The following is a 16,756-nucleotide window of genomic DNA, read 5'->3' as shown; positions in this document are numbered from 1 at the left end:
CGGTTTTATCTGCTCCTTTCTTTTATTACATTTGTTTCATTACATGAAATCTGAAAATCCGGTTATGAAACAAATAGTTATCTTATTAATGATGTTAGGAGTAAATACAACGATATCCGCACAACAGCAGCAGATCCATCTCTGGCCCGCTGCCGTACCCGGTGAAACAGCCGTCAAACAAACCGCAAAGGTAACCCCGGATGGCAGCAATCATGTAACACGGCTCACCGATGTTACCGACCCGGTATTGGAAGTGTTTCCGGCCGATGCGGCCAATAACAACGGCGTAGGCGTGATCATCTGCCCTGGCGGTGGTTATAATATCCTGGCCATTAACCTGGAAGGATACGAAGTAGCCGCCTGGCTCAACAAACTGGGTTACACTGCTTTCGTATTACAATACCGGGTACCCAAAAAAGAAGCCGGCGCCCTGCAGGATGCACAACGTGCCATCCGCCTGGTACGCAGCATGGCATCCGAATGGAAGCTGCAGCCCGACAAGATAGGAATGATGGGCTTTTCGGCAGGTGGAAGTCTTACCGCCAGGGCATCAGTGCAATATAACGTGCATACCTATACGCCAATCGACAAGGCCGACTCTTTGTCTGCACGTCCCGCTTTTAGTGCACTCATTTACCCGGCTTATCTTGATAAAGGAGAAAACAGGTCACTCACCCCTGAGTTGAAGTTAACGAGTGAAACGCCTTCCATGTTCCTTTTTGCTACCGCAGATGATACCTATGGCAATAGTGCCCTGGTAATGGCCGGCGCCCTCCGCGACGCCAAAGTGCCGGTGGAGCTGCATTTTTATGCAAAAGGAGGCCACGGATACGGCTTACGGAATGGCAATCCCGCGGGAGAAGCCTGGCCCTTACTGATGGAAAAATGGCTGAAAACAACCGTGAAGTAAGTTTACATAAATTATAACTTTCAGGAAGTAGCTTTTCGAGTGAATAAATGGCTAAATTTGGTCCACTCTAAAACCTGTTACCATGGGAATTTTTGATAAACTCAGGAATGAATTTATTGACATTATTGAATGGACCGACCCGTCCGCCGATACCATTGTGTGGAAGTTTCCCCGCTACCAGAATGAAATAAAAATGAACGCCAAGCTTACTGTGCGCGAATCACAGGTGGCCGTTTTTATGAATGAAGGTAAGATTGCCGATGTTTTTCAACCCGGCATGTATACGCTTACTACACAGAATATGCCTATCCTGAGCACCTTGCAGGGATGGAAATACGGCTTCAACAGCCCTTTTAAAGCAGACGTGTTCTTCGTGAGCATGCGGCAGTTTACCAACCAGAAATGGGGAACCAAGAATCCGGTTATGCTCCGTGATGCGGAGTTTGGACCGGTGCGGCTCCGGGCTTTCGGCAGTTACGCTTTCCGCGTAAAGGATGCCGGACAATTCCTGAAGGAAGTAGCAGCTACTAATCCGGAATTCACCGTGGAAGGTATCAACGAGCAACTGCGTAATCTCGCAGTATCCCGTGGTATGGAAGCCGTGGCAGAAGCAAAGATCCCGGTACTGGACCTGGCGGCTAATTATGAAGAAGTATCCACCCAGATCACCGGTAGAATTGGTACTGAATTTAATGAACTCGGACTGGAACTGACCAAGTTCCTGATAGAAAATATTTCCCTGCCACCGGAAGTGGAAGCTGCACTCGATAAACGCAGCAGCATGGGCATCGTTGGGAACCTGGGCGCGTATGCGCAATTCCAGGCAGCCAACGCCATGGAAAAGGCAGCGGAAAACCCTTCCGGCGGCGGACTCGCAGCGGCCGGCTTAGGCGCCGGCATGGGCGCAGCCATGATGGGACAGGTAGGTAACATCTTCCAGAATAATAACCAGCAGGCCAATACAGGCGGTGGAGCACCACCTCCGTTACCCGGCGCTGCATCGTTTTTTGTAGCGGTAGACGGCAAACAATCCGGCCCCTTCGATGCCGATCAACTCCGTCAGCTGGCCGCCGCGGGCAGCCTGAATGCGCAAACCCTGGTGTGGAAAAACGGCATGGCGGCATGGGCCGCCGCCAACACAGTGCCGGAACTGGCGCCGGTATTAGCCACCGTACCACCACCATTACCTTAACTAAAGCAGGCCGTCCGGCATCACGTGGTGCCGGACGGTATTAGATCCATACGTTCCTATGTCTTTTGAGGAAAAAACAAGCGAAACAGTTAACTCGTTGAAATGCCAGAACTGTGGCGCTATCCTGCATTATGCACCAGGCACTAACAGCCTGAAATGTGAATACTGCGGTACCGTGAACCAGATTGAGGATGATACGCAGCCGGACGCTATACAGCCCATCGATTACGACGCTTTTATTGCTTCACAGCAAAATCATACGGAAGCTACCCAACAGGCAGTAGTAGTGAAATGTGTCAGTTGCGGCGCGTCTACTACCATGCTGCCCAATGTAACCGCCGATTCATGCCCCTTCTGCGCGTCGCCGCTGGTGGTGGATACCGCGCAAACGACTTCCATCCTGCAACCGCATTATGTATTGCCCTTTGTAGTGAGCGACAAAACCGCGGTGGACCACTTTCAAACCTGGATGAAGAAACTTTGGTTTGCACCGTCCGACCTGGTGAAGAAAGTAAAAGACAGCTCCTCTCAACAATTGAAAGGCGTGTACATTCCACACTGGAGCTACGATACGGACACTTATACTGAATACTCCGGCTCCCGCGGTGAATATTATTACACCACAGAAAGCTATACAGTGGAAGTAAACGGCCGGACGGAAACCCGCACCCGGCAGGTACGGCATACCGCGTGGTACCCGGCTTCCGGCAGTGTGAACAATAACTTCCGTGACGTGTTGGTATCTGCCAGTCCTTCTTTGCCCCTGAAAATGGCGCAGATCCTGGAACCCTGGCACCTCGAACAACTGAAAAAATACGACGGACGGTACCTCAGCGGTTTCCGGGCGGAACTTTACCAAACGAATGCCGAACAGGCACTGGCAATCGCAAAAAAAAGAATGGACCCGGTAATCCGTAATGAGATCTGTGATGATATCGGCGGCGACGAACAACGCATCGACGACTACGACGTGGAATACAACCAGCTTGGCCTGAAGTATTTGCTGCTGCCCGTTTGGATCAGCGCCTACCGGTATAATAACAAACTCTATCATTTTGTGGTAAATGCCTGCACCGGGGAAGTAACGGGCGACCGTCCCTACAGCTGGATGAAAATTGTAGGCCTTATCCTAGGTATCATTGCCGCCATCATTATTATTTACCAGTTCGCTCAATCTCAATAAGAGCAGGCGCTATTAAAGAGAAATGGTTATTGTAATTTTTACAATAACCATTTTTTTTGCGCGTTCCGGGGAAAACAATCTACATTTTTCTTGCGTCAGTCCGCTTTGACTCTTCCTTTAAAATCCTTTGCTGTATTGCGTTTGATCGTTATTTGTTTTCAGGGTACCGTTTTTGCAAAGTAGAGCTATGTAAACGGGCACACCTATTACAAACCCAAAACAATATACAATGAAGAAGCTAGTTATTTTATCAGCAACATTTTTAGCCGTGTGGATGACGCAATCGTGTAACAACAATGCGAAGAATCCACAATCGGAAACACCGGTCGACAGTGCAAAGGATGTCAACGAAACTGTTAAACCGGTAGATGAAAAATCATCTGAATTTGCTGTGGAGGCTGCAAACGGCGGTATGATGGAAGTTGAGATGGGTAAGCTTGCACAGGAAAAAGCACAGAATCCAAGAGTAAAGGCCTTTGCCACCATGATGGTGAACGATCACTCCAAAGCAGGGGATGAATTAAAAGCACTGGCCGGAACAAAAGGCATCACTTTGCCGGCAGAATTGTCTACCGAAACAAAGAAACACATCGACGATCTTGGTAAGAAAACCGGTAAGGATTTCGACAAGGAATACATGAGCATGATGGTAGACGACCACGATAAAGACGTGAACAAATTTGAGAAAGCAGGCGATAATGTAACAGATGAAGACCTGAAAACCTGGGCCAGGAATACACTGCCAACGCTGAAGGCACACCAGGATTCCGCGAAAGCAATTAAAGATGCTTTGAAAAAATAATTATCTGTGAATCCAGAGAATTGCAACCATAGCTTCAAGGGCCTGTTCCTTGAAGCTTTTTTTAATGAGGCAGCTTCGGTTTTAATGCACCATAGATCCACGTGCCTGCAATGGCGCTCAGCAAAGTAATGCCTACTACCGTGAAACCGGTACCTATCTGCGCAAACAGCGGACCCGGACAAGCCCCGGTGATGGCCCATCCCAGGCCAAAGAGCAATCCGCCGAAGATCTGTCCTTTATTGAAAGTTTTAGGAGCCACCGAAATCGGTTCACCCTGGATAGTTTTAATATTAAGCCGTTTGATCAGTTGCAGGGAAATAATCCCGGTAATTACCGCGGTGCCAATTACACCGTACATGTGAAAGGAGGTAAGCTGAAACATTTCCTGGATACGGAACCAGCTGATCACCTGCGCCTTTACCAGCACAATACCAAAGAAAGTTCCTGCTACCAGGTACCTGATATTTTTCATGTTAGTTCAGCCATTTAAAAAGGTAAGGAATGAGCAGGTTGGCACTGATAAAGCCACCGGCCATAAAGCAACACGTAGCCACCAGCGATGGCCATTGTAAATTAGACAACCCCATGATGGAATGCCCCGATGTACAACCTCCGGCATAGCGGGTACCAAAGCCCACCAGCAAGCCACCCAGCACAAAGAATACCAGTCCTTTCCAGGTAAAGACATTCGACCAGCTGAATATTTCCGGCGGCAACAGCGCTGAGTAATCATGCACGCCATAAGTGGCCAGCCTTGCCTGTGTGGCGGCAGCCACCTGGATATCGTTGCCATCCTGCAGGTAGTGCCCCGCAATAAAACCACCCAATACAATACCAGCTACAAAGAAGAGGTTCCAGGCCTCTTTTTTCCAGTCGTATTTAAAGAAGGAAATATTCGCCGGGAAACATGCTGCACAGATATGCCGCAGCGAAGAGGAGATACCAAAGGCCTTATTGCCCAGCAGCAACAGCACCGGTACCGTAAGACCAATCAGCAACCCGGATACCGACCAGTGCCAGGGTTGCTGAATGAATTTCATAAGTTGCATGGAAAGGAATTTAGGAAGTGATAAATCTGTTACAGGAGATCATTATACTCCAGATGTCTTTTCATATAGGCATTTATGTAAGGACAGTAAGGTTTTACTTTAAGATGATTTTCCCGGGCGTATTCCAGCACGTATTTAGCCAGCTGCCCTGCAATGCCGCGGCCTTCCAGTGCAGGCGGCACTTCTGTATGCATAAAGGCAATGCCGCCGGGGTACAGGGTATAGGCAACCAGCGCGGTATGTCCTTCCACTTCGGTTTCAAACTGTTTCTTTGCGATGTTATTCCTGATGGTAAGTTCCATATAAAAAGGAGATTATAATTTGTCTGGTAAATTGCCGTCTTCTTTCGTCGCGTCTGCATTCATAAAGAAGCTCAGCGCCCCGGAAGGGCATTGTTTGATCTGCGATATAATTTGTTCGGTAGTAGCCCCCTGTGCATTGATCCAGGGTTTTTCGTTTGGATTGAATACGGACGGAAGGCCGTGAAAACACTTCTCCGAATGGATACATACACCTGGCTTCCAAACAATGGTTACCTCTCCGTTGGAGTAGTGTTTGGTGATGTCTTTCATTTTTATACGGCTTTAGTGTTCATAATAATCGGATGGCTCAATACTTTATGAATAGGGCAGGAGCGCGCTATCTGCTCCAGTCTGGCGATCTGTTCTTCACTAAGGTTCCCGGTAAAGTGCATGTCGATATCGATAACGGTAGTAAGTGGATCCGGCTTCGCGGCGTTGTTAAAGCGCAGCTCAATTTCAATATTTTCCACGTGCCACTTTTTCCTGTCGGCGTACATTTTAAGCGTGATAGCAGTGCAGGAACCCAGGCTGCTCAGTAATAATTCCCCGGGCTGCGGGCCGGTATCGTCGCCGCCGGCTTCTATCGGTTCATCTGCCAGCCAGCGGTGATCCCTCGTATCTATCGACACCTGGTAAGGACGGCCGGATAAACTTACTCTAACTTCCTGGTCCATATATTTTTTTTACTGAAAATGATCTTTCATCCATGCTGCTGCCAAAGTAATATCTTGTTGTACCAGGTTATGACCGGCAGGAATATCGAAGGTACTTATTTTAAAGCCATTGCCTTCCAGCAGGGTGGCATAAGCCGCCGTGGCCGCAGGATCTACGGTGCCGTCCTGCACGCCGGAGCTCATAAATACGGGCTGCTGTCGCTGCGTTTCAAAGCTGTCTTCTATACCGCTCAGCGGTTGCATAGGACGGAACAATACAGCGCCGGCCAGCAATTCCGGGTATAAAATAAGCACGGCGCCTGCAATATTGGCGCCGTTGGAATATCCAACAGCAATCAGTTTATTGATATCGAAGCCTTCTGTAGCGGCTAATTCTTTCAGGAAATGCACCATTTCATGCGTCCTGAAATGTACATCTTCTTCGTCAAATACGCCCATGCCTAAACGACGGAAGAAGCGGGGCATGCCATGTTCCTGTACATTGCCCCTCAGGCTGAGTATATTAAACCCTTTACCCAGTGATCCTGCCAGCGGTAATAAATCCCTTTCGTCTCCTCCTGTGCCATGCAACAGCAGTAACGTATAGGCGGCGGGGTTACCCACCGCTTCGTATACATACTGCATCGGTTTAAAATCCATATCAGTCCAGTTTAATCAGTTTTTTCACAATCTCTTCCCGCTGCGGTTCATATTGCGGCGGCAGCATCAGGTGCGTGCCCAGTTCGGCTGCCGGCTCGTCTACCGTGAAACCGGGAACGTCGGTGGCCAGTTCAAATAAAACACCGCCCGGCTCCCGGAAGTAAACAGACCGGAAATATTTACGGTCCAGCTGCGACGTAACGTTTAAACCACGGTCTTCCAGCAACTGGCGGTAATGCAGTTGCATATCGTCGTCTTTCATCCGGAAAGCAATGTGGTGCACACTTCCGCCGGCAACATGCCCGCGGGGTTCTCCCTTGGCTTCTACCAGGTCGATATAATTGGCGGTATCGCCGGCCGGGCTTACAAAGCGGTAACGGTTGGTATGATGTTTATCAAGTTTGTAACCAAACACAGATACCAGCAGGTCGGCAGTAGGCTGCACATCTTCCAGCGTAAGGGTAACATGATGAAAACCCCGGGTGGCATTTTCTTCCCTCACTTCATTGGTTACCCATGGTGTGCGGTTGTCCGGCTTTTCCGGTACGGTCAGTTCCACCTTCAATCCATCGGGATCAATGAAGGTCAGGTATATTTCCCCGAATTTGGAAGATGGTTTATTATAGATGATGTTCTCTTTTTCAAATCTTTTTAACCAGAAGTCAATGCTGCCTTCCGGAATGCTGTAGCCTACCTCGGTAGCCATGTGGGTACCTCTGCGGCCGGCCATAATATCTTCCCATGGGAAGAAAGTGAGGATAGTACCGGGTGTGCCGGTTTCATCTCCATAATAAAAGTGATAAGTGTGGGGATCATCAAAGTTCACCGTTTTCTTCACAAAACGCAATCCCATCACACGGGTATAAAAATCAAAGTTCTTCTTCGCATTGCCTGAAATGGCCGTGATATGATGCAGGCCTGTTATTTCATTCATAATTCCTCCTTTTAAAAGTTGGCTGTTAGTCTTTGTACAAGACAAAGACTAACAGCTGATAATCTTACTGCTTCTTGATCAACTGCACTTCTCCGTAGATTTTTACATCGTCGCCTACCATTACGCCACCAGCTTCGGTAGCTGCATTCCAGGTAAGGCCAAAATCTTTGCGGTTAATTTTTCCGTTGATAGTAAAACCTGCCCTGGTATTGCCCCAGGGATCTTTTACCACACCACCGAATTCTACAGCGAGTTTGATGTTTTTAGTGATCCCGCGGATGGTCAGATCTCCGTATAATTCATAGGAGCCATCGTTATCAACGCTCTCATATTTGGTCGTTTCGAAAATGATATCCTTGTAGGTGTTTACATCAAAGAAGTCGGGAGAACGAAGGTGTTTGTCCCTGTCGGCGCTGCCGGTTGAAATAGAGTCTATATCTACCGCTACTCTCACTTTAGCAGTCATAAAATCTTCTTCTTCCGTTTCTGCGTCCACCGTGAAGTTGTTGAACTTACCATTGATGTTGGTGATCATCAGGTGACGGATTTTAAATCCAAGTTCACTGTGACTCGCGTCGGCTACCCATTGTTGTTTTGCCATAAGTAAATGTAGTTTTATAATGAATCAATAAAATTGCAATGCTGCGTAAACCGCTGCAGGATTATATTTTAACAAGATCAGGAACCTATTGTTCAATCTTTTGTATCACAAATATCGGGTGAAAACAGGTGGGTTCAAATGGATCAAATACACATAATGATGTACTTTTTGTGTATGCGCTTAAAGGTAAGAAATATAACGATAAGCCCTTTATTATCAAATGATGTATAATTTTTTTCAAATACTTCAAACATTATTCATGAAAGATTGTTTTGAGGTGTTAGGGTTCAACCGCAAGCCTTCCTGATGTAAAGAAAACCGTATGAGATATTACTTGTTTTTAATTCCGTTACTGCCAGCATTGTTTGTACACGGTCAGCAAAACGGACCACAGCTGACTTTAAAGGAATGTTACCGGCTTGCGAAACAGGGAAATACATTGGTGCAGCAGGCGCAGCGATCCCTGAAAGCCCGGGAGTATAACCTGCAGGCAGAAAACGGGGCGTATTATCCTAAAGTGGATCTGCTGGCGGGTTACAATTACCTCGGCAAACCATTGGAGATAAACCTGCAACAGGTGAAAGACGGGGTGGTTAACGGGTCTTCTTCCCAAAGCGTGAATACCGCCAATACCGTTTACCAGCAAATTACCGGTCAGCCGCTTCCGCAAAATGTGCAGGACGTTATCTATAACGCTACGAAGGGCATCATCACTACCTTTTACCCCGATTATAACCCGGAGCTTACAAAGCAATCTTATTTCACGGCAGCCCTGGCGCTGCGGCAGCCAATATACCTCGGCGGCAAAATTGCAACCGCACAACAGCTGGCCAAAACACAGGTAACAGCCGGGCAGTTCAATCAGCAGGTGGTGGAAAAAGGGTTGTTCTTTGCCATCAGTGCACAGTACCTCCGCATCCTCTACCTGAATACCATTCTTGCCCATGAAGCCGTAATCGTTGAATCTTTCAGGAAGAACCGCGATTATGCCGCCTCTTTAAAAGATAACCAGATCCTGCCGCCTTACCTGCTCAACTGGGCAAGGGTATCTTTTGTACAGGCCACCAACCGGTACAACAACCTCGAGCTGGAGAAAGAAAATGCACTGCTGGAATTAAACGACTTGCTCGGGCAGCCGATTGAAACACCTATTGAAATCAACGACACCCTGGAATACGAACTGAAACCGGTAACGGAAACGGGCCAACTGGAATTGCTCCGCAATAACCCCACTTACCGCCTGGTGGAAAACAAAACGGACCTGGCCAATGTAGCTGTAAAGGCGTCGCGGTCGCTCGCCCTGCCCAATATTTTTGCCATCGGCAGCCTGAACCTGTACCAGAAAGATTTACCGGTAACCATACCGCCATGGCTCATCGGGGTGGAAATGCAGTGGAACCTCTTCGACGGCTTCCAGAAATATAAACGTACCAAAGCCAGTAAAATGCTGGTGGAAGAAGCGCAGATGGCGGCCCTGAACACTAAAACCTCGCTGGAACTGCAACTGAGGGTGTCGATCAATAAAATGAAAGCCCTGCAAAATGATGTGGCCTCGCTCGACAGCGCACGGCAACAGGCGCACCTCACCACCACATTGGTCACCGACCGTATGCAAAACCAGCTGTCGTCTGTAAAAGATGTTAATGATGCACTCCTGCAGGAAGAGGAAATGCATAAGATCTACTATACCGCCGTAATGGGCTACTACCTCGCCCTGGCGCAGTACTGGAATGTAATAGGCACACCGGAACAATTTGCAGAATATGTTGACAGATAAACAGATTTTTTCATGAGAGCTGTACTTAAAAATTATTGGGCCCTGCTGATCCCCATCGCTATCCTGGTGATTGCGCTGATCTTCTTTGTGAAGAAGCCGGCAGCTGCAGATGAATCCATGATAGGCATGGTGGACGCCGACTACGTGGATGTGGCGGCAGAATTCCCCGGCCGGCTGGACAGCCTCCTGGTGAAACAGGGCGATACCGTCCGTAAGGGGCAGTTGCTGGGGGTGCTCCGCTCCACCGAAATCAATGCTATCCGCAACCAGGCGCAGGCGGCCATAGATGCGGCAAAAGGACAGCTCACCCTGTTGCAGAAAGGCGCCCGGCCCGAAGCCATCAAAGCAGCGGATAACCTCTATAATATCACCCAGCAACAGTATGAGCTGATGCAGAAAACCTATCAGCGTATGCAGAACCTCTTTAACGATGAAGTGATTTCAGGACAGGAAAAAGACCTGGTATACTTCAAACTGCAAGCCGCCAAAAAAGAAATGGAAACGGCCAAGCTGAACATGGATATGCTGCAACAGGGCAGCAGGCCGGAACTCATCACCACCGCATCCGCCATTGTACGGCAGGCTGAACAAGGCTATGAACTCACCAAAGCATTATCTGATAACACTTATATACATGCACCGTCAGACGGCGTTATCACTTCCATGGTCATAGAAGAAGGGGAGATCGTGGCTATTGGCTACCCGCTGATGACGATCCAGAAACCAGCCACGTATCATATTACCTATAACGTGCGCCAGGATGATATGCAACGTTTCCCGCTGGGAGCCCGCGTACAGGTGCGGGTGCCGGGATGCGATCCGGAGAATTTTGAGGCCGAGGTACATAAGGTAGCGCCTTCTCTCACATTCGCCAACTGGGTACCGGTAAAAGAACAGGGCAGGTTTGAACTGCGCACTTTTACGGTAGACCTGAAACCTGTTAACCAGGCGGCTGTGAAAGGTCTGCGCCCTGGTATGACCGCCTCCATGAACCTGCCATGATGCGTTCCATCCTCCATATTACAATCAGGGAGTGGAAACGCATACTTACCCTCCCGGAACACTACATCGTACTGCTGGTGTTGCCGCCACTGGTATGCCTGCTCTATGGCTATATCTATAATAACCAGTTTGCCCGTGACCTCCCGGTGGCCATCTGGGATGAATCACATTCGCCTTTATCGCGCAAGTTTGCATTTATGCTGGAGCAAACGGAGAGTATCCATATCACACAGCAGGTAGATAATGAAGTTACCCTGCAAAAGATGATGGAACAAGGCGTGATCCAGGGCGCTATCCATTTCCCGGAGAAAATGGATGATCATATCAAAAGCCGTCAACCGGTATATATCACCGTGTACACCAATACCGCAGCGGTAGTAACAGCAAAGCTGATCTATAAAGATGCTGCGAAAGTATTAATTACGGCGGGCTCGGGAGTTACGTTACAGAAGTTTGTAAAAACCGGTATGCCTGCCGGCAAGGCGATGGCGCTGGTGCAGCCCATCCGGCTCACCTCTTATATGTTATACAATCCGCAATACAACTACCAGCAATACCTGGTGCCGGGGCTAATTGCAGTGGCACTACAGATGATGATCATCATGGTAACAGTGCTTGCTTTAAACCTGGAAGAAAAAAGAGGCACCTTCGCGGAACTGAATGCAATGGCCAATGGATCAGCCTCCAATGTATTGCTGGGCAAAGGTTTGGCGCACCTGAGTGTAGGATGGCTGCATTATATCCTGGTAACATGTATTGTGTTCCCGCTTTTTGCGCACGGACGAATGGGCGGCTCCTGGCCGCTTTTCCTGCTTTTTACCTTGCTGATCATCGGATGTATCAGCATAGGATTGATGGTATCGGCCATTGTAAGCGATGTAATGGTGGCCTGCGACCTCGGACTGTTCTATACTTCCCCGGCCTTTGTATTCAGCGGTTTTACTTTTCCCCGCTGGGCCATGCCGTGGTACGACCAATACTACGCCTGGCTCATGCCGTTTACGCCTTTCCTGGATGGATTCTTCAAAGTATATTTTATGGAGTTGCCCATGCAGTATGTATATAAGGAAGCGGGCCAACTGCTGATTTATATAGCAGTTACATTCCCGGTGGCATTGGTATTCCTGCAACGGAAACTGGATAAACTTTCCTTACAGCATGCGTAATTTTTTTCGTCATATAACCCGGTTGTTCCTGCGGGAAGTGAGGATGGTAGCCACCGACCACAGTTTGTTGCTTACCCTGCTGATAGCGCCGCTCCTGTATGCTTTTTTCTATGGCAGCATTTATAGTTATAAGGTAGAAGAGAAAGTATTACTGGCGGTGGCGGACGACGACAAAAGTGAATTATCCCGCGCCTTCCTGCAGCAACTAAGCAAAATGCAGATTGCAGCCGTAACAGGCGCCAGGGACCTGCAGGATGCACAGGAGAAAATGTATTACGGCGAGTGCCAGGGCTACCTGTACATTCCCCACGGCGTAGAGAAAAAAGTGCTGGCCCTGCAACAGGCCGATATTGTGCTGGCCGTGAACGCTGCGCGGTTCCTGCCTTCCAGCGAACTGGCGGGTGGCATCACCACGCTGGCGCTTACCGTAGGGGCAGGGGTAAGGTTGAAGTATAACGAAATGCAGGGGTTGAATGCCCAGATGGCCATGCGGGAAACCCAGCCGGTGAACCTCGACTACCGGCCGATGTACAATGCACGCTCCAGTTATGGCGCGTTCCTTTTACCGGGACTGCTGGCGCTGATATTACAGCAAACGCTGCTGATAGGTCTTTCCGAAAGCATGGCGCTCGACAAGGAAAAAGGGCGCGTGCCTGAACTGGTGAAAACCGGTGGTGGCGGCTTATCGGCCACCCTCTGGGGGAAAGGACTTTTTTATATGGTGCTTTTTTGCTGCTATGCGTTTTTCTTTATGACGGTCAACTATACCACCCTGAACATCCCTTTCCGCGGACGGGTGCTGGATGTGGCGGTGGTGTTCTTCCTTTTCTTTTTCACACTCATCCCCCTGGGAATATGGCTGGGCACTATGTTCCGCAGTCAGCTGATGGCGGCGCAGATGATGGTGTTTTCCACCTACCCGGTATTCCTCATTGCGGGTTATGCATGGCCATATGAATCCCTGCCGGTACCACTGCAGTGGTTATCGTCCATGGTGCCTACCACACCGTTCCTGAAAGTGTACCAGTCCATTGTGCAAATGGGCGGCGCCCTGGCGGATAATGCTTCTTCCGTATTACATTTGCTGGCGCTATCGGGGTTTTATACCCTGCTGGCATTACTTGGATTAAGGCGTTTGAATAAGCGGCAACAATCCATATCTTTGTAACGGATGTATGCAATTGTAGATATTGAAACGACAGGCGGGCATGCCAGCGCCAATGGTATAACGGAGATCGCCGTTTTCCTGTACAACGGGAACGAAGTGACGCAGCATTACCAAACCCTGGTAAACCCCGGAATCCCCATTCCTTATTACATAGAGTCGCTAACGGGCATCAGCAACAGTATGGTGGCGGATGCACCTCCCTTTGAGGCTATCGCCCCGTTATTATACGACCTGTTGAAAGACCGGATCTTTGTAGCCCATAATGTAAACTTCGATTACTCATTTATAAAGCACCAGCTGGCCAATGCGGGCTTCGACCTGCAATGTAAGAAGCTGTGCACGGTACGGCTGGGACGCAAGATCTTCCCGGGGCTGAAATCATATAGCCTGGGTAATATCTGCCGCCATTTCAGCATACCGGTTAATGGCCGGCACCGGGCCGGCGGCGATGCGGAAGCCACCACCGTGCTTTTCGGGATGCTGCTGGCCAACGATAAAGAAAAGGTAATTGCTTCCATGCTGAAGGTGGGATCAAAGGAACAGTTCCTGCCGCCTAACCTGCCACCGGACCATGTGAAAGGATTGCCGGCCAACCCGGGTGTTTATTATTTCCATGACCACAAAGACAAAGTAGTATACGTAGGCAAGGCAAAGGACCTGGGTAAACGGGTAAACAGCCATTTTACCGGGCATAGCGCCAGCCGCCAGCGGCAGAATTTCCTGCGTACTATTCACCGCATTTCCTACCAGGAAACGGCTACCGAATTAATGGCCTGCATCCTGGAGTCGGTGGAGATAAAGCGCCTGTGGCCAATTTTTAACTATGCCCAGAAGCGGGTGGAGTTCAGGTATGGATTTTACCTGTTTGAAGACCAGCAGGGATACCTGCGACTGGTTATAGAAAAGAAGCGGAAGTATTCGCACCCTGTACACAGCTTTAACCTGCTGATAGACGGTCACCGGCTGCTGCGCTCCCTCATAAAGGAGTTCCAACTGTGTCCCAAACTCTGCTTCCTGCAAAAGGGCAATGGCACCTGTGCGGGCATTACCGCCGGCACCTGTAATGGCGCCTGCGATAAGGTGGAAAAGCCGGAAAGCTATAATGAGCGCATGAAAGCGGCAATTGCATTTTTACAGGAGCAACAGCCTTCCGTCATCATCGTAGACAAAGGCCGCAACAGCAGCGAGAAAAGCTGTATCCTGATGGAAAAGGGCCGCTTTTATGGAATGGGCTATATCCCTGCAGAAGTGAACACTGCCGAAGCCGCCCACGTCCGCGACTACCTGACCCCTTACGCCGAAAACGAAGTGATTATCAGCCTGCTCCGGCCTTATGCCGGCAACAGCCGGTGATGCGAAGGTTGTCTTGGCTCAGGATTACGCTGATTATACTGATTTAGGGATTTGATCACTTTGGATTTTAAATGATTTTGGGAGATATAATCGGGTATTCGCTTATATCTCCCAAAATCATTTAAAATCCTTATAAAATCCAAAAAGTAAAATCAAATTAATCAGTATAATCAGCGTAATCCTGAGGAAGACAACCTCCGCTAAGAAAAAAAATACACGATCGTTATAAATCACCTGATTCATGATTACTTTTGCATCTCGTAAAAGTGATTTTCATTTTTAATTATTAATATTTTTTTATTCATGTTAGAGTCAAGTTTCAAATTACCAGGTCAAACTGCCTTTTACAAAGGAAAAGTACGCGATGTTTACACCATTGAAGACAGGCTGATGGTAATGGTAGTAAGCGATCGCATCTCTGCATTTGATGTGGTACTGCCACGCCCGATCCCCTTCAAAGGACAGGTACTGAACCAGGTTGCGGCCATTATGCTGGAAGCGACCAAGGATATCGTTCCTAACTGGGTAAAATCTTCTCCGCTGCCTAATGTAACTATCGGGCTGAAATGTGAAACTTTCCCGGTGGAAATGGTGGTACGCGGTAACCTCACCGGTCACGCCTGGAGAACTTACAAATCCGGTGAGCGTGTACTGTGTGGTGTAACCATGCCGGAAGGACTGAAGGAAAACGACTTCTTCCCGTCGCCCATCATTACTCCAACCACCAAAGCACATGAAGGTCATGATGAGGATATTTCCCGTGATGAGATCATTGCGCAGGGACTGGTAAGCAAGGAAGACTACGAGCAACTCGAAAAGTACACCCTCGCTTTATTTGAAAGAGGTAAGGAAATGGCCGCCAAACGCGGACTGATCCTGGTGGATACAAAATATGAATTCGGTAAGATCGGCGATACCATTTATGTAATCGACGAAATTCATACGCCCGACTCTTCCCGCTATTTCTACGCGGAAGGTTATGAAGAGAACCAGAAGAACGGTGCCCAGCAGAAACAGCTCAGCAAGGAATTCGTGCGTGAGTGGCTGATGGCAAACGGTTTCCAGGGTAAAGACGGTCAGCAGGTACCGGAAATGACAGACGAATTTGTAACGAGCGTAAGCGAGCGCTACATTGAACTGTTTGAAAATATTACCGGTCAGAAATTTGTGAAAGAAGAAGTAGCGGCTGCGGATGCAGAATCCAGGATAATAGCTGCACTTAAAAGTTTATAATCATTCGATCGCTCCGGTGCAATGCCGGAGCGGTTTTTATCCCTTTGTGCACGATGAAATTACAATTATTGATCCCCGCGGTAGTTTGTTTGTTAAGCTTTGCCGCCTGCAACAACACCTCCAAATCCCCTAAAGAATTAAGCAGCGAGGAAGTACTGGAACTGGCAGGAAAATCGCCGGGCATGAATGCCGGCAGAGGAACCTTTACCGTAAATACCCCCGCCGGCTGGACGAAGATAGATACCGTGATGAGCCGGATAGAATATACGTTTATGATGGCGCCGGTAACCGATGATAGTACCTTTCAGGCCAATGTAAATATTGTTACGCAGGAACTGAAGAAAGGATTTACGCTGGATAAGGTGATGGAAAGTACCCAAAAAGAAATGGAAAGTTTCTTCGTTGATTATAAAAAGATCGATACCGGCGAACGCACGGTCACCGGCGTAAAAGCCAAATGGATGAAATGCCAGTATGCCCACCGCGAAAGCGGTACCCTGCTCAACGGAGAGGTAACCATCCTGGTAAAAAATAATATCGCCTACGCCATTACCCTCACCACACTGGCCGACGACCTGGCAAAATATGAACCAGCGCTGGAAGAGATCCTGGGGTCTTTTACCGCAAAGTAAAATATGCGGATTTTGTCTTGGCTCAGGATTACGCTGATTATACTGATTACCTGGATTTTTACTTTTGGATTTTATAAAGGATTAAGGGAGATAGAAGCGGATCTATTCGCTTTCATCTCCCTTACTTATTAATCTAAAA

The 16,756-nt window shown here is 48.5% G+C and carries 19 protein-coding genes; 11 read left to right on the top strand and 8 right to left on the bottom strand.

The window, feature by feature from the left end; genetic code table 11:
- The first annotated feature begins 64 nt into the window (after nucleotides 1-64).
- The 4 genes from ACLHR0_RS10040 to ACLHR0_RS10025 all read left to right on the top strand — a co-directional run bounded on the left by ACLHR0_RS10040 (nucleotide 65) and on the right by ACLHR0_RS10025 (nucleotide 4,087).
- Nucleotides 65-910 carry an alpha/beta hydrolase gene (locus ACLHR0_RS10040; RefSeq protein WP_436486253.1) on the top strand — a complete coding sequence of 282 codons (846 nt, stop codon included), beginning with the start codon at nucleotides 65-67 and terminating at the stop codon, nucleotides 908-910.
- Between the two features lie 82 nt (nucleotides 911-992).
- Nucleotides 993-2,102, top strand: a complete 1,110-nt coding sequence (locus ACLHR0_RS10035) for an SPFH domain-containing protein (RefSeq protein WP_370913176.1) — start codon at nucleotides 993-995, stop codon at nucleotides 2,100-2,102.
- A gap of 58 nt (nucleotides 2,103-2,160) precedes the next feature.
- A complete protein-coding gene (locus tag ACLHR0_RS10030) occupies nucleotides 2,161-3,285 on the top strand; it encodes a zinc finger domain-containing protein (RefSeq protein ID WP_436486251.1) in 1,125 nt (374 codons plus the stop codon).
- Between the two features lie 229 nt (nucleotides 3,286-3,514).
- The gene (locus tag ACLHR0_RS10025) at nucleotides 3,515-4,087 is read left to right on the top strand and encodes a DUF4142 domain-containing protein (RefSeq protein ID WP_429048105.1); all 573 of its coding nucleotides are present in this window, start codon (nucleotides 3,515-3,517) and stop codon (nucleotides 4,085-4,087) included.
- A 61-nt stretch (nucleotides 4,088-4,148) separates the two neighbouring features.
- On the opposite strand, the gene ACLHR0_RS10020 is transcribed toward ACLHR0_RS10025, so the two are convergent.
- The 8 genes from ACLHR0_RS10020 to ACLHR0_RS09985 all read right to left on the bottom strand — a co-directional run bounded on the left by ACLHR0_RS10020 (nucleotide 4,149) and on the right by ACLHR0_RS09985 (nucleotide 8,286).
- Complete coding sequence (locus tag ACLHR0_RS10020; RefSeq protein ID WP_436486249.1) at nucleotides 4,149-4,559, bottom strand: DUF6691 family protein; 411 nt, start codon at nucleotides 4,557-4,559, stop codon at nucleotides 4,149-4,151.
- Nucleotide 4,560: 1 nt separating this feature from the next.
- Complete coding sequence (locus tag ACLHR0_RS10015; protein ID WP_370913172.1) at nucleotides 4,561-5,136, bottom strand: YeeE/YedE family protein; 576 nt, start codon at nucleotides 5,134-5,136, stop codon at nucleotides 4,561-4,563.
- A gap of 29 nt (nucleotides 5,137-5,165) precedes the next feature.
- Nucleotides 5,166-5,438, bottom strand: coding sequence for a GNAT family N-acetyltransferase (locus tag ACLHR0_RS10010; RefSeq protein ID WP_436486246.1), 273 nt, complete (start codon nucleotides 5,436-5,438; stop codon nucleotides 5,166-5,168).
- A gap of 12 nt (nucleotides 5,439-5,450) precedes the next feature.
- On the bottom strand, nucleotides 5,451-5,708 hold the full coding sequence (locus ACLHR0_RS10005) for a (4Fe-4S)-binding protein (RefSeq protein ID WP_429064574.1): 258 nt from the start codon (nucleotides 5,706-5,708) through the stop codon (nucleotides 5,451-5,453).
- 2 nt (nucleotides 5,709-5,710) lie between these two features.
- Nucleotides 5,711-6,112: an OsmC family protein gene (locus ACLHR0_RS10000; RefSeq protein WP_436486244.1), complete on the bottom strand. Its 402-nt coding sequence runs from the start codon at nucleotides 6,110-6,112 to the stop codon at nucleotides 5,711-5,713.
- 9 nt (nucleotides 6,113-6,121) lie between these two features.
- Nucleotides 6,122-6,751: an alpha/beta hydrolase gene (locus ACLHR0_RS09995; protein WP_436486242.1), complete on the bottom strand. Its 630-nt coding sequence runs from the start codon at nucleotides 6,749-6,751 to the stop codon at nucleotides 6,122-6,124.
- A gap of 1 nt (nucleotide 6,752) precedes the next feature.
- Nucleotides 6,753-7,685, bottom strand: coding sequence for a ring-cleaving dioxygenase (locus ACLHR0_RS09990; protein ID WP_436486240.1), 933 nt, complete (start codon nucleotides 7,683-7,685; stop codon nucleotides 6,753-6,755).
- Nucleotides 7,686-7,749: 64 nt separating this feature from the next.
- The gene (locus ACLHR0_RS09985) at nucleotides 7,750-8,286 is read right to left on the bottom strand and encodes a YceI family protein (protein WP_370913166.1); all 537 of its coding nucleotides are present in this window, start codon (nucleotides 8,284-8,286) and stop codon (nucleotides 7,750-7,752) included.
- Between the two features lie 322 nt (nucleotides 8,287-8,608).
- On the opposite strand from ACLHR0_RS09985, the gene ACLHR0_RS09980 reads away from it, so the two are divergent.
- The 7 genes from ACLHR0_RS09980 to ACLHR0_RS09950 all read left to right on the top strand — a co-directional run bounded on the left by ACLHR0_RS09980 (nucleotide 8,609) and on the right by ACLHR0_RS09950 (nucleotide 16,617).
- Entirely contained in the window at nucleotides 8,609-10,063 is a 1,455-nt protein-coding gene (locus tag ACLHR0_RS09980; RefSeq protein ID WP_436486238.1) for a TolC family protein, read from the top strand.
- A gap of 12 nt (nucleotides 10,064-10,075) precedes the next feature.
- Entirely contained in the window at nucleotides 10,076-11,065 is a 990-nt protein-coding gene (locus ACLHR0_RS09975) for an HlyD family secretion protein (RefSeq protein WP_436486237.1), read from the top strand.
- Nucleotides 11,062-12,231 (top strand): ABC transporter permease, encoded by a 1,170-nt coding sequence (locus ACLHR0_RS09970; protein WP_436486235.1) that lies wholly within the window; start codon nucleotides 11,062-11,064, stop codon nucleotides 12,229-12,231. Before ACLHR0_RS09975 ends, ACLHR0_RS09970 begins: the two co-directional genes overlap by 4 nt.
- Nucleotides 12,224-13,399 carry an ABC transporter permease gene (locus ACLHR0_RS09965; protein ID WP_436486233.1) on the top strand — a complete coding sequence of 392 codons (1,176 nt, stop codon included), beginning with the start codon at nucleotides 12,224-12,226 and terminating at the stop codon, nucleotides 13,397-13,399. The genes ACLHR0_RS09970 and ACLHR0_RS09965 overlap by 8 nt, the downstream gene beginning before the upstream one ends.
- A gap of 3 nt (nucleotides 13,400-13,402) precedes the next feature.
- The gene (locus tag ACLHR0_RS09960) at nucleotides 13,403-14,752 is read left to right on the top strand and encodes an exonuclease domain-containing protein (protein ID WP_436486231.1); all 1,350 of its coding nucleotides are present in this window, start codon (nucleotides 13,403-13,405) and stop codon (nucleotides 14,750-14,752) included.
- Nucleotides 14,753-15,055: 303 nt separating this feature from the next.
- The gene (locus ACLHR0_RS09955) at nucleotides 15,056-15,985 is read left to right on the top strand and encodes a phosphoribosylaminoimidazolesuccinocarboxamide synthase (protein WP_436486229.1); all 930 of its coding nucleotides are present in this window, start codon (nucleotides 15,056-15,058) and stop codon (nucleotides 15,983-15,985) included.
- Between the two features lie 53 nt (nucleotides 15,986-16,038).
- The gene (locus tag ACLHR0_RS09950; RefSeq protein WP_429064584.1) at nucleotides 16,039-16,617 is read left to right on the top strand and encodes an LpqN/LpqT family lipoprotein; all 579 of its coding nucleotides are present in this window, start codon (nucleotides 16,039-16,041) and stop codon (nucleotides 16,615-16,617) included.
- Nucleotides 16,618-16,756 lie beyond the last annotated feature (139 nt).

It is taken from the genome of Chitinophaga sp. ARDCPP14 (genome assembly GCF_051362515.1).
Classification (GTDB): domain Bacteria; phylum Bacteroidota; class Bacteroidia; order Chitinophagales; family Chitinophagaceae; genus Chitinophaga.
Note: the sequence above shows the minus strand (reverse complement) of the source record. Positions and strands in the feature narration are given on the sequence as shown.

Coding starts and splice junctions, on each gene's coding strand:
- ACLHR0_RS09955 (WP_436486229.1), top strand. CDS start 15,056: ATGTTAGAGTCAAGTTTCAAATTACCAGGTCAAACTGCCTTTTACAAA.
- ACLHR0_RS10015 (WP_370913172.1), bottom strand. CDS start 5,136: ATGCAACTTATGAAATTCATTCAGCAACCCTGGCACTGGTCGGTATCC.
- ACLHR0_RS09990 (WP_436486240.1), bottom strand. CDS start 7,685: ATGAATGAAATAACAGGCCTGCATCATATCACGGCCATTTCAGGCAAT.
- ACLHR0_RS10035 (WP_370913176.1), top strand. CDS start 993: ATGGGAATTTTTGATAAACTCAGGAATGAATTTATTGACATTATTGAA.
- ACLHR0_RS09995 (WP_436486242.1), bottom strand. CDS start 6,751: ATGGATTTTAAACCGATGCAGTATGTATACGAAGCGGTGGGTAACCCC.
- ACLHR0_RS09950 (WP_429064584.1), top strand. CDS start 16,039: ATGAAATTACAATTATTGATCCCCGCGGTAGTTTGTTTGTTAAGCTTT.
- ACLHR0_RS10005 (WP_429064574.1), bottom strand. CDS start 5,708: ATGAAAGACATCACCAAACACTACTCCAACGGAGAGGTAACCATTGTT.
- ACLHR0_RS10025 (WP_429048105.1), top strand. CDS start 3,515: ATGAAGAAGCTAGTTATTTTATCAGCAACATTTTTAGCCGTGTGGATG.
- ACLHR0_RS10010 (WP_436486246.1), bottom strand. CDS start 5,438: ATGGAACTTACCATCAGGAATAACATCGCAAAGAAACAGTTTGAAACC.
- ACLHR0_RS10040 (WP_436486253.1), top strand. CDS start 65: ATGAAACAAATAGTTATCTTATTAATGATGTTAGGAGTAAATACAACG.
- ACLHR0_RS09985 (WP_370913166.1), bottom strand. CDS start 8,286: ATGGCAAAACAACAATGGGTAGCCGACGCGAGTCACAGTGAACTTGGA.
- ACLHR0_RS10030 (WP_436486251.1), top strand. CDS start 2,161: ATGTCTTTTGAGGAAAAAACAAGCGAAACAGTTAACTCGTTGAAATGC.
- ACLHR0_RS09980 (WP_436486238.1), top strand. CDS start 8,609: ATGAGATATTACTTGTTTTTAATTCCGTTACTGCCAGCATTGTTTGTA.
- ACLHR0_RS09965 (WP_436486233.1), top strand. CDS start 12,224: ATGCGTAATTTTTTTCGTCATATAACCCGGTTGTTCCTGCGGGAAGTG.
- ACLHR0_RS10020 (WP_436486249.1), bottom strand. CDS start 4,559: ATGAAAAATATCAGGTACCTGGTAGCAGGAACTTTCTTTGGTATTGTG.
- ACLHR0_RS09960 (WP_436486231.1), top strand. CDS start 13,403: ATGTATGCAATTGTAGATATTGAAACGACAGGCGGGCATGCCAGCGCC.
- ACLHR0_RS10000 (WP_436486244.1), bottom strand. CDS start 6,112: ATGGACCAGGAAGTTAGAGTAAGTTTATCCGGCCGTCCTTACCAGGTG.
- ACLHR0_RS09975 (WP_436486237.1), top strand. CDS start 10,076: ATGAGAGCTGTACTTAAAAATTATTGGGCCCTGCTGATCCCCATCGCT.
- ACLHR0_RS09970 (WP_436486235.1), top strand. CDS start 11,062: ATGATGCGTTCCATCCTCCATATTACAATCAGGGAGTGGAAACGCATA.